The sequence below is a fragment of the Adlercreutzia equolifaciens DSM 19450 genome (genome assembly GCF_000478885.1).
Classification (GTDB): domain Bacteria; phylum Actinomycetota; class Coriobacteriia; order Coriobacteriales; family Eggerthellaceae; genus Adlercreutzia; species Adlercreutzia equolifaciens.
This window is the reverse complement of record NC_022567.1, coordinates 1,565,842-1,579,908: the sequence shown is the minus strand read 5'-3', so window position 1 is coordinate 1,579,908 and position 14,067 is coordinate 1,565,842. Positions and strand designations below refer to the sequence as shown.

11 protein-coding genes are annotated in these 14,067 nt (G+C 64.7%); 10 read left to right on the top strand and 1 reads right to left on the bottom strand.

Going from position 1 to position 14,067, the window contains the following annotated elements; genetic code table 11:
* Positions 1–288: 288 nt before the first annotated feature.
* From AEQU_RS06375 to AEQU_RS06340, 8 genes are all read left to right on the top strand, one after another.
* Positions 289–1,077: an AzlC family ABC transporter permease gene (locus AEQU_RS06375; protein WP_022740108.1), complete on the top strand. Its 789-nt coding sequence runs from the start codon at positions 289–291 to the stop codon at positions 1,075–1,077.
* Positions 1,074–1,403 carry an AzlD domain-containing protein gene (locus tag AEQU_RS06370; RefSeq protein WP_022740107.1) on the top strand — a complete coding sequence of 110 codons (330 nt, stop codon included), beginning with the start codon at positions 1,074–1,076 and terminating at the stop codon, positions 1,401–1,403. Before AEQU_RS06375 ends, AEQU_RS06370 begins: the two co-directional genes overlap by 4 nt.
* A 19-nt stretch (positions 1,404–1,422) precedes the next feature.
* The gene (locus tag AEQU_RS06365; protein ID WP_244874815.1) at positions 1,423–3,228 is read left to right on the top strand and encodes an ABC transporter ATP-binding protein; all 1,806 of its coding nucleotides are present in this window, start codon (positions 1,423–1,425) and stop codon (positions 3,226–3,228) included.
* Positions 3,225–5,126 carry an ABC transporter ATP-binding protein gene (locus AEQU_RS06360; RefSeq protein ID WP_022740105.1) on the top strand — a complete coding sequence of 634 codons (1,902 nt, stop codon included), beginning with the start codon at positions 3,225–3,227 and terminating at the stop codon, positions 5,124–5,126. Before AEQU_RS06365 ends, AEQU_RS06360 begins: the two co-directional genes overlap by 4 nt.
* A gap of 238 nt (positions 5,127–5,364) precedes the next feature.
* Positions 5,365–6,222: an HAD family hydrolase gene (locus tag AEQU_RS06355; protein ID WP_244874814.1), complete on the top strand. Its 858-nt coding sequence runs from the start codon at positions 5,365–5,367 to the stop codon at positions 6,220–6,222.
* Positions 6,223–6,438: 216 nt separating this feature from the next.
* A complete protein-coding gene (locus AEQU_RS06350; RefSeq protein WP_022740103.1) occupies positions 6,439–7,869 on the top strand; it encodes an ATP-binding protein in 1,431 nt (476 codons plus the stop codon).
* Positions 7,870–7,973: 104 nt separating this feature from the next.
* Positions 7,974–8,867 (top strand): HhH-GPD family protein, encoded by an 894-nt coding sequence (locus AEQU_RS06345; protein WP_022740102.1) that lies wholly within the window; start codon positions 7,974–7,976, stop codon positions 8,865–8,867.
* An 18-nt stretch (positions 8,868–8,885) separates the two neighbouring features.
* Complete coding sequence (locus tag AEQU_RS06340) at positions 8,886–9,527, top strand: manganese efflux pump MntP (RefSeq protein WP_022740101.1); 642 nt, start codon at positions 8,886–8,888, stop codon at positions 9,525–9,527.
* Positions 9,528–9,858: 331 nt separating this feature from the next.
* On the opposite strand, the gene AEQU_RS11900 is transcribed toward AEQU_RS06340, so the two are convergent.
* Entirely contained in the window at positions 9,859–10,791 is a 933-nt protein-coding gene (locus tag AEQU_RS11900) for a DUF559 domain-containing protein (RefSeq protein ID WP_051353402.1), read from the bottom strand.
* A 501-nt stretch (positions 10,792–11,292) separates the two neighbouring features.
* On the opposite strand from AEQU_RS11900, the gene pheA reads away from it, so the two are divergent.
* Positions 11,293–12,141, top strand: coding sequence for a prephenate dehydratase (pheA, locus tag AEQU_RS06330; RefSeq protein WP_022740098.1), 849 nt, complete (start codon positions 11,293–11,295; stop codon positions 12,139–12,141).
* A gap of 631 nt (positions 12,142–12,772) precedes the next feature.
* Positions 12,773–14,050: a hydrogenase small subunit gene (locus AEQU_RS06325; RefSeq protein ID WP_022740097.1), complete on the top strand. Its 1,278-nt coding sequence runs from the start codon at positions 12,773–12,775 to the stop codon at positions 14,048–14,050.
* The last annotated feature ends 17 nt before the right edge of the window (positions 14,051–14,067 follow it).

The following is a 14,067-nucleotide window of genomic DNA, read 5'->3' as shown; positions in this document are numbered from 1 at the left end:
GGGAGACCGCCGGGGCGGACGGAGCGCCCTCCGCCCCGGCACCTGAGACCTTTCCGAGTAGGCAGACTGCTTCGCGGAACCCTGATTACCCGCGAAGCCACCTGCCGAAGCCCGCCGGCCGCCGCCGCTTATGCGCGCGGCGGTGGCCGGCACATCATATATGCCATCTCCGATGAAGCAGACGGCCCCGCGGAATCCTGATTACCCACGGGGCCACCTGCTATTTAGGGGTTGTGAAATCGGGGGAAGGGTCTTTCAAAAATCTGCGAGTCGATTATCATAGGCGTCATGTTTTCTCGCGAGCACATACTTTCGGCGTTCTCCGCCGCCGTTCCCATCATGCTGGGCTATGTGGCCATTGGCCTTCCCTGTGGCATTTTGGGGAACACCATCGGGCTGAACCCTTTGCAGGTGGCGCTCCTGTCCATCCTTCTGTATTCGGGCGCTGGGCAGTTCATGATCCCCAACATGTTCCTCGCCGGCTCTTCGGTGGCGGCCATCACGGCGTCGGTGTCCCTCGTGAACACGCGCCAGATGCTCTACGCCGCCTCCTTCGCGCCCCAGTGCGCTGCAAGCCCCCGTTGGCTTGCGGCCCTGTTCGCCGCATCGGTGACTGACGAGTCCTACGGCGTGAACACGGCGCGCTTCGCCGAGGGCAACTGGTCGGTGGATCGGGCGCTCATGGTGAACCTGTTCTCCCAAAGCTCCTGGACGATCTCGAACATCGTGGGCTGCGCGGTGGGGGCGGCCGTCGACATCCCCGTGCCCATCGCCGCCTTCGCCATGACGGCCATCTTCATCTGCCTGCTCGTCACCCAGAAGTTCACCTCCGCCAATATCGTCGCCATGATTGTGGCGATGCTCGGCGTGTACCTGTGCAAGGCGCTCGGGCTTACCGGGCCGGCCATTCTCATCGGCGCTGTTGCCGGTGTCGTGTGCGCCCTGGCGTTCTCGGCGCTGTTCCCGCGCCGTCCCGTCACGGCAAGCGCTCCCGGTACTGATCCCGTAGGGGTCGACCTTGGTCGCCCCTCCTCGAGTGGGGACACCTCGCCTGATGAGGGCGGTGAGCGCCGATGAGCTGGGAGGAGTTCTGGTTTGTTCTCATCGGGTGCGTGCTGGCCATGTGGGCCTGCCGCGTCATCCCGCTGTTTCTGCTGAAGGGCCGCGAGCTGCCCCCGCGCCTCGCCCAGGCCCTCGGCTTCATCCCGCCCGCGGCGTTCGCGGCGCTCGTGGCCAACGACCTTTTGAACCCCGGCATGTTCGACGCGGGCGTGTGGCCGGCGGCCATCCCGCTCGTGGCCGCTGTGGCATCGGCGCTCGTGGCCGTGAAGACCAAGTCGCTTCTGTGGACCGCCGTGGCCGGCGTGGCCGTCTACGCGGCGCTCGCCTTCTTTGCGGTGTAGGGGAGGGGCAGCCTTGGGCGTGATCCGGTTTCTCGGGCAGCACAAGGGGGCGGTGGCGCTCGTCATGCTGCTTCTGCTCCTGAAGGCCGGCTGCGAGCTGGCCATCCCGGTGCTCACCTCGCAGATCGTCGATGTGGGCATCGCCCAGTCGGGCGTGGAGGACCTCGACGTCCTTGCGGGCTACAAGGCCGCCGGCGTCGATCTGTTCCCCATTCAGATGGCCTATCTCCTGCGCATCGGCGGCCTCATGCTGCTCGCCGCCGCTGGCTCCATGGTGCTCGATGTGACCGCCGGCTTCGTGTCGGCCCGCACCGGCGCCAAGATCGGCCGCGACTTGCGCCGGCGCCTGTTCGCGCGGGTGGTGGCCTTCTCCGATGCCGAGATCAACCAGTTCTCGGCGGCCTCGCTCATCACGCGCGGCACCAACGACGTCACCCTCATCCAGAACGTGTGCACCATGGTGATGCGCATGGTGCTCTACGCCCCCATCCTCGCCATCGGCGGCGTGGTCATGGTCATGGTCACCAACCCCCAGTTGGGGTGGATCGTCGTGCTCGCCGTGGCCATGGTCTTCGCGGTCATCGCCGTTCTGTTCCGCTTCACGCTGCCGCGGTTCAAAATCATGCAGACGCTCATCGATCGCGTGAACCTCGTGGCCCGCGAGATGCTGAACGGCCTGTCGGTGGTGCGCGCCTTCAACCGCGAGGGCTTCGAGGAGAATCGCTTCGACGCCGCCTCGCGCAAGCTGCGTGATACCCAGCTGTTCACCAACCGCGCCATGGCCTTCATGATGCCCACCATGATGCTTGTGATGAACCTCACCTCGGTGGCCATCGTGTGGTTCGGCGCTCAGGGCGTGGCCGCGGGCACCATGCAGACCGGCGATCTCATCGCGTTCATCACCTACGCCATGGTCATCATCATGGGCTGCCTCATCATGGGGATGGTGTCCATCATGCTGCCCCGCGCCGACGTGGCCGCCCAGCGCCTGAGCGAGGTGCTCGCGACCGAGCCCACCGTCCGCGATCCGCAGGCGCCGACTCGCGTGCGATCCGATGCCGCAGCGGGCGCGCGCATCACTTTCGACGACGTCTCCTTCCGCTACACCGACGACGGCGACCCGGCGCTCTCCCATGTGTCGTTTACGGCCGAGCCCGGCACCACGCTGGCCATCGTGGGCCCCACCGGTTCGGGCAAGTCCACCATCGTGAAGCTCATCGAGCGCTTCTACGACCCGACGGAGGGCTCCGTCACCCTCGACGGCGTCGATCTGCGCGCGCTTTCCCAGGCCGACCTGCGGGCGTGCTTCGGCTATGTGCCCCAGAAGGCCTTCCTGTTCGAGGGCACGGTGGAAAGCAACATCGCCTACGGAGACGAGAGCGCCGACGAGGCGGCCATCCGCGGCGCCCTTGAGGTGGCCTGCGCCCTGGATTTCGTGGAAGCGCGCGAGGGAGGCCTTTCCGCTCCCATCGCCCAGGGAGGCGACAACGTCTCCGGCGGCCAGCGCCAGCGGCTGGCCATGGCCCGCGCCCTTGTGCGGCGCCCGCGGGCCTACCTGTTCGACGACTGCTTCTCGGCGCTCGACTACGCCACGGATGCCCGCGTGCGCGCCGCGCTGCCCGCTTGGGCCGCCGGCTCCACCGTGATCCTCGTGGCCCAGCGCATCTCCACGGTGCTTGCCGCCGATCGCATCGTCGTGCTCGACGAGGGCCGCGTCGCCGGCGTGGGCACCCACGGCGAGCTTATGGAGAGCTGTCCCGAGTACCGCGAAATCGCCCTGTCCCAGCTTTCCGAGGAAGAACTTGTGGAAGGGGGTGCGCGATGAGCGGGCATCCTTCCTTCATTCCCAAGGCCGGCGGCGGCCCTCGGCGGGGCTCCGGCGGCCACGGGCACGGCCCCGGCGGCCATGGCCCGGCGGCCCGCATGATGGGCGGCGAGAAGGCGCTGGCCTTCGGCCCCACCATGAAGCGCATGCTCGCCTTCATGGGGCAGTTCAAGGGCCGGCTTCTGCTCGTGCTCCTGTTCGCCATAGCTTCCACCGCGTTTTCCATCGTGGGGCCCAAGGTGCTCTCCGAGGCCACCACGGTGCTCTTCGACGGCGCTGTGGCCTCTGCAGCCGGCACCGGCTCGATCGATTTCGACGCCATCGGCCGCATCCTTCTGGCGACGCTGGTCCTGTACCTGCTGTCGGCGGCGTGCTCGTGGGTGCAGTCCTGGGTCATGAGCTACGTCTCCCAGCAGACGTGCTACCGGCTGCGCGACGCCATTGCGAAAAAGATCGACCGCGTGCCCTTCGGGTATTTCGAGAAGACCTCCACGGGCGATACCCTCTCGCGCATCACCAACGATGTGGACACGCTGGGCCAGAGCCTCAACCAGGGCATCACCCAGGCCATCACCTCGGCGGTCACGGTGGTGGGCGTGCTTGTCATGATGCTCTCCATCAACTGGATCATGACGCTCGTGGCCCTGGTCATGGTGCCGGTTTCCATAGCGCTCGTGGCGGTGGTGGTGAGGCTCTCCCAGAAGCACTTCGTGGCCCAGCAGCGTCTGCTCGGCGCGCTGAACGGCCGTGTGGAGGAGACGTTCTCGGGCCATGCCGTCGTGCGCGCCTTCGGGCGGGAGGACGAGACCGTGCGCGCCTACGAGGCCGACAACGAGGCGCTCTACAACGCCGGCTGGAAGGCGCAGTTCCTCTCTGGCCTCATGATGCCGGTGCTCGGGTTCGTAGGGAATCTGGGGTATGTGGCCGTCGCCGTCACCGGCGCGTTCTTCGCCGTGGCGGGCACTATCACGGTAGGCGACATCCAGGCCTTCGTTCAGTACGTGAAGAACTTCACACAGCCCATCACCCAGCTGGCCCAGATTTCCAACGTGCTGCAGTCCCTGGCCGCGGCGGCCGAGCGCATCTTCGCCTTCCTCGATCTGCCCGAGGTGCCGAAAGAGACCTCCGCCGTGGATCCCGCGGCGCTTTCCACCGATGTGGAATTCGACGGCGTGCGCTTCGGCTACGCGCCCGATGCGCCCGTCATCCGCAACTTCTCCGCTCGCGTGGCCGCCGGGCAAACCGTGGCCATCGTCGGCCCCACGGGCGCCGGCAAGACCACCATGGTGAAGCTGCTCATGCGCTTCTACGACGTGGACGCGGGCGCCATCCGTATCGGCGGCGCCGACATCCGCGAGCTGTCACGCCCCGATGTGCGGAATCTGTTCGCCATGGTGCTGCAGGATACGTGGCTGTTCTCCGGCACCGTGCGCGAGAACATCCGCTACGGGCGGCTTAATGCCACCGATGGGGAAGTGGAGGCGGCCGCGCGCGAGGCCTGCGCCGACCATTTCATCCGCATGCTGCCCGGCGGCTACGACTTCGAGATCAACGAGGACGCGAGCAACTTGAGCCAGGGCCAGCGCCAGCTCATCACCATTGCCCGGGCCCTTCTGGCCGACCGCCGCATGCTCATTCTGGACGAGGCCACCTCCTCGGTGGACACGCGCACCGAGCTGCGCATCCAAGAGGCCATGGACCGGCTCATGGCGGGACGCACGTCCTTCGTCATCGCGCATAGGCTCTCCACCATCCGCGCGGCCGATCTCATCTTGGTCATGCGCGACGGCGACATCGTGGAGCAGGGCAGCCACGAGGAGCTGCTCGCCGCGGGCGGTTTCTACGCCGAACTGTACAACTCCCAGTTCGCCTCCTGCAACGACCGCTTCGAGGAGTAGTGCGCATTCCGCGCTTTTCTCGCACACCCCATCCGTAGGGGCAGACCTTGGTCTGCCCTCCGCAAGCGAGGCCACCGCACCTGAACAGGGACGATCAGGGTCGCCCCCTACGGGAGCAGGCGCGAAGCCGTTCTTCGACGAGACGGCTCCATTCCTTCAATTCCGTAAAAGTTTCCTGCAGAAACGTCGCAGGACGGGCGGGGTCGTGCCGGGTCGGCTATCATAGGCGAGGCAAATTTTGACGAACCTGACCGCACAGCTGGAGGACGAGCGAGTGATTATGCCCCAGGCGAGCACCTATGTGAGAATTCCCGACGACGCGGCTTTTCGCGGCGAGACCGGGCCGCTTCCCGCCGGGGTGCGTCGCGTGACCCCCGACGCCTTGGGCGCCGTCCGACTCATGGACGGGCCGATTGCGCGCAACGCCGAGGGGAAAGTCCAGGTGGCGGCCTTCGATTTCGATGGCACGTGCATCCAGGGCAACTCGCCGGTCATGCTCGTACGCTATCTGGTGCGCCGGCGCATGCTGTCGCCCTCGGTGGTGGCCCGCATTCTCAGCTGGGCCTTCGCCTACAAGACGCGCCTGCCCCAGAACGAGGCCTGGGTGCGGGGGCTGGTGTTCCGCGCGTTCGCGGGGCGGCCGGTCGCGGAGGTGAACGGGTTTCTGCGCGACTTCTACGACCAGGTCATCGACCGGCGTTTTCGCGCCGATGCCGAGGCCGAGATGGCGGCCCACGAGGAGGCGGGGCATGCCGTGGTGTGCGTGTCGGCCACCTTCGAGCCCATCATCGCCGCGGCCATGGAGCGCCGCCCCATCCAGTACGCCATCGCCACGCGCATGAGGGTCGACTTCCAGGGCAACTACACCGACGAGGTGGAGGGCGAGCCCATCGAGGGCCCCGAGAAGGTGGTGGTGCTCCGTCGCCTGTGCGACGAGCTGTTCGGCGCGGACGGCTGGGAGCTCGCCTGGGCCTACGGCGACCATCATTCCGATAGGGCCATGCTGGCCGCTGCGAAGAGCGCCTACGCGGTCACGCCGGATCGGCCCCTTACGCGCACGGCCAACGCTCAGGGCTACGATATCTTGGAATGGTAGGGCGCGCGAGGATAGTTGCGAAGCGGGGATGGCAGCGGTCGCGCGGCGGCAGCGGCGGTGGTGCGCGCTAGCGGGGCGCAATGGTGGCGCGGCGGCCGATAAATTTTCTCCCGCGAAATACGAAAATACTCTTGGCAATCGTACTTATGTACGATAAAATGGCGGCAGAACACGATCGGGGCCCTGAAAGCCCCCAGCATTTGAGAGGTAACGGCCATGTTAGAGAATATCAACACATCCCCTAATTCCCGCGACGACGGCGCGGGCACTCCGGAAAACTACCTGTCCCGCGCGGTGGCCGCCTGCGAGGCCGGCGACGCGCGCCTCGGGCTCCATCTGTACCTGGCCGCCTTCGAGCAGGCCGCCGAGCACAGTGACGCCCCCTCCGAGGACGCTATCATGGGTCTCAAGCAGGCATGGCGCGTGGCCTGCTCCACCAAGGAGCGCGCTCTGGCCGAGTACATTTTCGAGCGGCTCGAGCCCTACCTGTCCGACGACGAGGTGCAGGCCTGTGTGGAGCAGCTGCAGGTGCTCGCCATGGAGCGCCTCGAGGGCATCGGTCTTTCCGGCGACGATCTCATGGAAATGACTGAGGCCCTTTCCGGCGACTTCATGGAAATGGTGGGGCCGATGATGGCCGCCGCCGTTCACGGCGAGGACGCGGCCATGGCCCAGGCCGAGGCGCTGGCGGCGCCGTCGGGGGCCGCTCCGGCAGGGGATGAGGCCTCCCAGCCCGTCGATATCTTCTCCTATGACAGCATCTCCGGCTACGGCGCCGCCGTGGCGCGCATGCGCTCTCTGGGCGTGGGCCTGGCCGGCACTCCCGAGTTCGACGATTTCGTCGCTATGCTGAACTCCCGCCACGGGCTGGACGCCATGCCGGTCGTCGACAGCCTCCTGTTCTGCTCGCCGGCCCGGGAGGATGCGAGCCGCTTCATGCTGGCCACGGTGGGGGAGCTGGGACTACCGGCCATCCGCATGCGCATGGAGGAGACCTTCCAAGGCGTGCCCATGCTCTGCGTCAGCGCCCAGGCCACCGATGCCGAGAAGCTCGCCAGCCTGCGCCACGGCTTTGCGGGTCCGGGCATCCTGGTGCTGGAGGATCTCGATCTGTGGGGAGCGCCGGTCATCGATGCCGCCGACGATATGGCGGGCTTCTTCATGGCCGCCATGTCCCGGGGCGCACGGGAGGCGGTGAACCTCATCCGCCAGGCGGTGGAGAACCCCGACGTCTACGTGCTGGCCTCCGCCTCGTCGCTCGAGGCCATCGATCCGTTCTTCACGGAGCTTTTGTTCCCCCTCACCTGCGTCGATATCGACTATCCCACCGCTGAGGAGCGCGCCGACATTTGGATGGATATCGCTCGCGACCATCCCTCCATCCGATCGGTGAGCCGCGACGAGCTGGTGCGCCTTTCGGCGAACCTGCCGCGCTACGACATCTACATGGCGGCCCGCGAGGCCATCGAGGAAGCCTACAAGCAGGGCCTTGTGGAGCGCCGCTACATTCCGGTGTCCCGGGAGAACCTCTTCGACAAGCTCGCCGCCTACCAGCCGCTCGATTCCGCCGAGTACGCCGAGCTCGAGCGCCTCGTCGTCTCCGACTTCTCCGCCTCCTTGGGCGATTTGAACGACTTGGTGGGATAGCCGGTGGTTGTTTGCCGAATTGAACGGGCGGGCGCGGACCCGCCCGTTTTCTGTCGGGAGCTCTGCTTCCGTGTGAAGACGACCGATGAAGGAGGACGGGATCTGTGGTCCGCCGCAAGAATGCAGAACCGATAGATTGGCCCTGCGAGGGGCCGGCCCTCGATGACTTTGTGACCTCGATGCTCGCCAAGGGAGACGAGCTGTACCGCGATCTGCCTTGGCGCCATGTGGACGATCCTTACGCGGTGCTCGTCTCGGAGATCATGCTTCAGCAGACCCAGGTGACACGCGTCGGACGCTTCTGGGAGCGGTTCCTGTCGGCGTTTCCCACGGTGGATGCCCTGGCGGCCGCCGCTGTGCCCGATGTGCTCGAGCTGTGGCAGGGCCTCGGCTACAACCGCCGCGCCCTGGCGCTCAAGCGCACGGCCGACAGGTGCGCCGCCGAGGGGGCCGGTCGGCTTCCGGAAACCTACGAGGGGCTGCTGGCGCTGCCTGGCATCGGTCCGGCTACGGCGGCGGGGGTGGTGGCCTTCGCCTATCAGCGGCCGGCCGTCTATCTGGAGACCAACGTGCGCTCGGTGTTTTTGCACGAGCTCTTTCCCGAAGAGGAGGCCGTAAGCGACAAGGTTCTTTTGCCCCTGGTCGAGGCCGCCGCTTTCCACCCGGCCGCCGCAGCCGATCCGCGCCGCTGGTACTACGGCCTGCTCGACTACGGCGCGCATCTGAAGGCCACGGTGCCGAATCCCTCTCGGCGCAGCGCCGGTCACAGCCGCCAGTCGGCCTTCGAGGGCTCCCGCCGCCAGAAGCGCGCCTGGATCATCCGCCGCGTGCTCGCCGCTCCCGAGGGCGTCTCCCGCGCGGTCGTGCTCGCCGACCTGAACACGGCTGAGCTCGCTGCCGGTCGTCCCGAGGTGGAGCCTCCGCTCTTCGATTCCATCGTCGCCGACCTCCTCGCCGAGGGCTTCTTCCGCGAGGAAAACGATACGTTGACCCCCTGAGGGAAGAAAGGGTTCGCTGTGGGTTTCATCGAGTTGTTCCTGACGGGCGTCGGGCTTTCCATGGACGCGTTCGCCGTGGCCATCTGCAAAGGCCTCGGCATGCGGAAGATACGTTGGCGCGATGCGCTGGTGATCGCCCTGTTCTTCGGGGGCTTTCAGGCGCTCATGCCGCTTATCGGTTGGGCCGCAGGCTCGCTGTTCGCCAGCACCATCACCGCCGTCGATCACTGGATTGCTTTCGGGCTTCTCGCCTTCATCGGCGGCAAGATGCTCTGGGACGCCTTCCACGAGGAGGACTCCCCGTGCGTGTGCGGGCGCGATTGCGCGACGTGCCAACGCCGCGGAGGCGCCGATTGCGACGATCCCGAGGCGGCGCGGCAGGCGCCGATCGCCCCGCCCCTCGATTATCGCGAGCTTGTCATGCTCGCCATCGCCACGAGCATCGATGCCTTGGCTGTGGGCATCACGTTTGCCTTCCTCGGAGTGAACATTTGGGTCGCCATCGCGATCATCGGTGTCACCACTTTCGCGCTGTCGCTTGTCGGCGTAGTGGTCGGCAACCAGTTCGGCTCGCGTTTCGAAAAGCCCGCCACCATCGCCGGCGGCATCGTCCTCATCCTCATCGGCCTGAAAATCCTCATCGAGCACCTCGCCGGCTAACGCGCCCCTGCGTGCCGCGCCCCTAGCCGACCGGTGCGCTCTCGCAGCCGTCCGATCCCCGCAGTCGCCCAATTGCCCTCACCATCCGACGCGCCCGATCCTGCACTTTTTAAAATCCGCAAGTGAATGCCACTTCGACCCCGAAATGGTCGACTTGCTGAGGGGAAATCCCTCGAAAATGCCACTTTAACCTAGAAATGGCCAGAAAGATAGGAGGGGGTTGAGCCATTTCGGGGTCGAAGTGGCATCTACCTGCCATGTTTCCGATACGTACCCGCTTGCATTCGTTCTCGGCGATTGACGCGATGCATACTTGTCGAATTCCAAAAACTTATCTCCAAAGCTCCGCAATCGAATCGGGCGCAAGAAGCAATTTGCGAAGCTGCGTTCGGCTATTTCGGCAGTGTTCCGTCTCCGGACGGCTTCGCGCGCCAAGTTCACGGCGGACCTTGTCTGCGAATTGAGAAAACAGTGCGGCGGAGGAGACGATGGAGCGGTTGGCGACCATGACGCGATAGCCGATGGACTCGAGGTCGTTGCGCCTTCGGGCGTCATGCTCTGTCTGCTCCGGTGCACTGTGGTGCTTGAAGCTGTCGTATTCGACGATGAGCTGCTTGTCGGGCCAGAGCAAATCTGGGTAAAAATCGCGTTGGGCAACGAGGTGAGCATCGCGGGACTTGGGCATGATCGATCGGTTGGCAACGGGCTTAGGAAGACCGTAGCCTCCAAGCTTGCGGGGCAGGCAGAGAAGCAGATAGAGAATGGTCTCATAGGGGGAACCCAGGTGGTCGATGGCGAGATCGATGGCCCTGAGCGCCTTCGATGCTCCACGAATTTGCTGATGAGCGTGAAGGAACGCACGCATCTCTCGCAACGATGTGAGCGGTACTGCCGAGGTGACAACGTCTTCGGGTTTGGAGGCGAAGCGGTAGTTGCCGCTCAGGGCGCATGCGAGCTCAGTGAGTTGCGCGAGAGGCAGCTCGCCGGCGAACTGCGCCAGGCACATTGCCGGTGAAACTGTGGCAAGCTTAGGGGCAATTCCCCATACCGTGCCTTTGTTGCCGAGCTGGCGATCGATGTGGGAAACGCAGCGCAAGACGCGGCAGCGCTCGGATGGAGACCCGACGGCAATGTGAAGCGGTTCGGTGAAGAAGCCTCCTCGATTCAGCCAGAAATCAACATCCTTCGCCGCAACGCCGACGGCGGCCTTCTTGGACTTGAGCGTCCGGTCGTAGCATGTGGGCGCAGCATTGGTTTCGGCCATATGTGACCATAGTTCAAGGGAGCTTTTATGTGCTAGCGTGCATTCCATGAGCCCACGATACCAGGTCTCAATTCCGTGTCAATACGATTTGAAATAATGTGCAAAACTCTTGGTAAATCGGGAATTTAACGAGACATCAATGCGGTTTCAACGCGAATTTGGCGAGAATGAGAGTAGACGAGATGACGAAAGAGTGGAAAGTCGTTTCGAGATGGTGGATAACGTACCCTGAAGGATGCTTTGCCGGAAAAGCATCCCGGAAAGGCTTTATTGATGCTGTCGTGTTCGCCCAAGGCTCAGCAACCGAAGAGCACGTGAAAGAGATCGGAACGGGGCTGTTTCAAAGCCGTTCGGGCGCCGACGCGCTATGATGATCGCAGACGACACGCGGCGTCGCGCTCTGGCATGCAACATCGCGAGTGACGTGCGACGCGGCTCGCGATTAGTGGCGCAGTGATTGGCGCGCGACATCGCAAATGACGCACAACAGATTGGTTTAACATGAGCTACGAGAACTCCATCGCCTTCTTAGGACCGGCCGGAACCTACTGCAACGAAGCGGCTTTGCGTTTCGCCGCCCGTCTCGGCATCGACGACCCCGATCTGGTGGAGTGCGCTTCTTTCGACGAGGTCTTCGATTGCGTCGACGATGGGACGGTGCGCTTCGGCGTCGTCGGCAAGGAGAATTCGCTGGAAGGCCCCGTCACGGCGACGCTCGACAACTTCGCCTTCCGCACCGACTCGGTTATCCTGGCCGAGGAGGTGATCGATGTGCGCCATTGTCTGGCGATGCATCCCGAGGCCGCTCGATCCGACATTCGCAGGATCGCCTCCCATCCGCAGGGCATCGCGCAGTGCCGCCGCTTTCTGGCGGAGCATTTTAAGGGCGTTTCAACGCTTTCCGTGGCCTCAACGGCCGAAAGCGCGCGGATGGCGGCCGGCGATCCTGCCACGGCGGGCATCTGCAATCCCCTTGCCGCTCGGTTGCACGGCGCGCGCGTGGTCGCGGAGTCGATACAGGACAACCCCGAGAACCAGACCGCTTTCGCATTGGTGGGTCGCCTGGTCGATGCCGAGCTTTTGCGGGGTTCGCGCTACAAGACGTCGCTGGCGCTCTTTTTGCGCGCGGACAAGCCCGGCGCCCTGCAGATGATTCTTTCCGAATTCGCCTACGCGGGCATCAACCTGACGATGCTGCAGTCGCGTCCGACAAAAAAGCAGCTGGGAGAGTACATGTTCTTCATTGAGCTTGACGGGTCGATGCATGATATCGACGTTCAGACCGCCCTTGATTGCCTGCGGCTGAAGTTGCGTGAGGTTAAGGTGCTCGGCAGCTATCCCGTGGAGTAACGAGCGATCGCCTCGGTTTGTCAGCGACGGGTCGTTAGTCGCGCAAGGTGCTTTCACCGCCGATGTGCGGTAGCCGGGCGGCTGTTCCCGCTCTCTGTTTCGAGCAAGTGGTCGGTAGATGCCACTTCGACCCCGAAATGGACGGAAGCCCACCTTCCTTTTTGGCCATTTCTAGGTCGAAGTGGCATTTTCGCGTGCTTTTTCTTTGGCCCGTCGACCATTTCTGGGTCGAAGTGGCATCTACGCGGCAAATACCGAAGACGAGAGAGCGGGCGACCCGCGATTCTTTCGTGCGGCAAAGCGGAGTTGCGGCTGAGGGCGCTATCGCGAGCGGCATGTCTTGGTCGCGCAGTCGTCTGCCGCCGCTGGCGAATTCGGGCATGCAAGGGGATTGCGGCCGACAGCTTGCCAGGGCCGCGCGAGCAGGGCCTTCCCGCCGACGGCGCAAATCGGGCGCGAACGGCGCAGCGCCGAAAATGCCTTGTTACCAGCAGGGGAGCGCGTAACATTTTCTCGCCGCTGGTAGATGATTTGACCGTTTGTGACCCATTGTGCAGCTTTTGTGGCGATCGAACGGATAATCTAACCCCTGCATGTAAGAGAGACGAGACACCTATAAGGAGGTGTACGCATGGAAAATCAGGCAACGATGTCAGACTTTGACAGCATCCTTGCCTCGCGTGGCGTTACCCGTCGCAGCTTCATGAAGCTGTGCGCCGGCATCGCCGCCGCAGCCGGGCTCTCCCAGCTCGCGGTTCCGCGCGTGGCGCAAGCTCTGGAAGAGTCTGTTATCGGCGCGACGTCCGGCAACCTGTATCCGGTCATCTGGATCGAGGGTGCTTCCTGCACCGGTTGCACGGAGTCCTTCGCCCAGGTGGAGACTCCCGATGTCGCATCGGTCGTGCTCGACATGATCTCCCTGAACTACTCGGAGACCCTGTCGGCCGCCGCTGGCCACTCCATGGAGGAGGCCAAGGCCCAGACCATCGCGGCAGGCAACTACATTCTCATCTACGAGGGCGCCGTGCTCGAGGCCTTCGACGGCAACGCTCTGCGCGTGGCCGGCGAGACCGGCATCACGGCCCTTGTGGAGGCTGCCGAGTCGGCCAACGCCGTTGTGGCGGTCGGCTCCTGCGCCGTGAACGGCGGCTGGATGGCCGCTGCCCCCAACCCGGCCCAGGCCCTTGGCGTCCAGCAGTACCTGAAGAAGGTCGGCGTCGCCACGCCGGTCGTCAACGTTCCGGGCTGCCCCGTGAACCCCGAGTGGGTCATGTCCGTGCTCGTGGACGTCGTGGTCATGAAGGACATGGACCTGTTGGTGAACCGTCTGAACGAGTTCAACATGCCGGGCGATCTGTTCAACCAGACCATCCATGACAACTGCGAGCGTCGCGGCCACTTCGAGAATGGCGAGTTCGTCTACGAATTCGGCTCGAAGGAAGAGGAGCTGGGCTACTGCCTGTATCCCGTCGGCTGCAAGGGCCCGCAGACCCGCGCCCTGTGCGGCGTCACGCTGTGGAACAACCGCCGCAGCTGGTGCGTGCAGTCCGGCGCCCCCTGCATCGGCTGCTGCGAGGCCAACCCGAACAACCCGGGCGACAACTGGGCCGAGGTGAACACCCCGTTCTACAAGCGCATGCGCGACCTGCGCATCGGTCCTCTGAGCCTGCAGCCCACCACCATCGCCGTGACCATCACCGGCATCGTGGCGGCGGCGCTCGTGGTGCACGGCTTCGGCATGAAGCTCTCCGGCCGCATGGACGGCGGCGCTCCGTTCGAGAAGATCCGCAAGTGGGATGCCAAGCATCCCGACCAGGAGATCGGCACCTACGCCGACCCGGTCGCCGGCGGCCCGGTTCTCGACGACGAGCTGCTGCAGAAGAACGCCGAACCCCGTAACAACGATTAAGAAGGAGGTGAGCTGAC

Bases quoted from the DNA above. Each gene is read 5' to 3' on its own strand.
- AEQU_RS06375 (WP_022740108.1), top strand. From the start codon at position 289: ATGTTTTCTCGCGAGCACATACTTTCGGCGTTCTCCGCCGCCGTTCCC.
- AEQU_RS06370 (WP_022740107.1), top strand. From the start codon at position 1,074: ATGAGCTGGGAGGAGTTCTGGTTTGTTCTCATCGGGTGCGTGCTGGCC.
- AEQU_RS06360 (WP_022740105.1), top strand. From the start codon at position 3,225: ATGAGCGGGCATCCTTCCTTCATTCCCAAGGCCGGCGGCGGCCCTCGG.
- AEQU_RS06350 (WP_022740103.1), top strand. From the start codon at position 6,439: ATGTTAGAGAATATCAACACATCCCCTAATTCCCGCGACGACGGCGCG.
- AEQU_RS11900 (WP_051353402.1), bottom strand. From the start codon at position 10,791: ATGGCCGAAACCAATGCTGCGCCCACATGCTACGACCGGACGCTCAAG.
- pheA (WP_022740098.1), top strand. From the start codon at position 11,293: ATGAGCTACGAGAACTCCATCGCCTTCTTAGGACCGGCCGGAACCTAC.
- AEQU_RS06325 (WP_022740097.1), top strand. From the start codon at position 12,773: ATGGAAAATCAGGCAACGATGTCAGACTTTGACAGCATCCTTGCCTCG.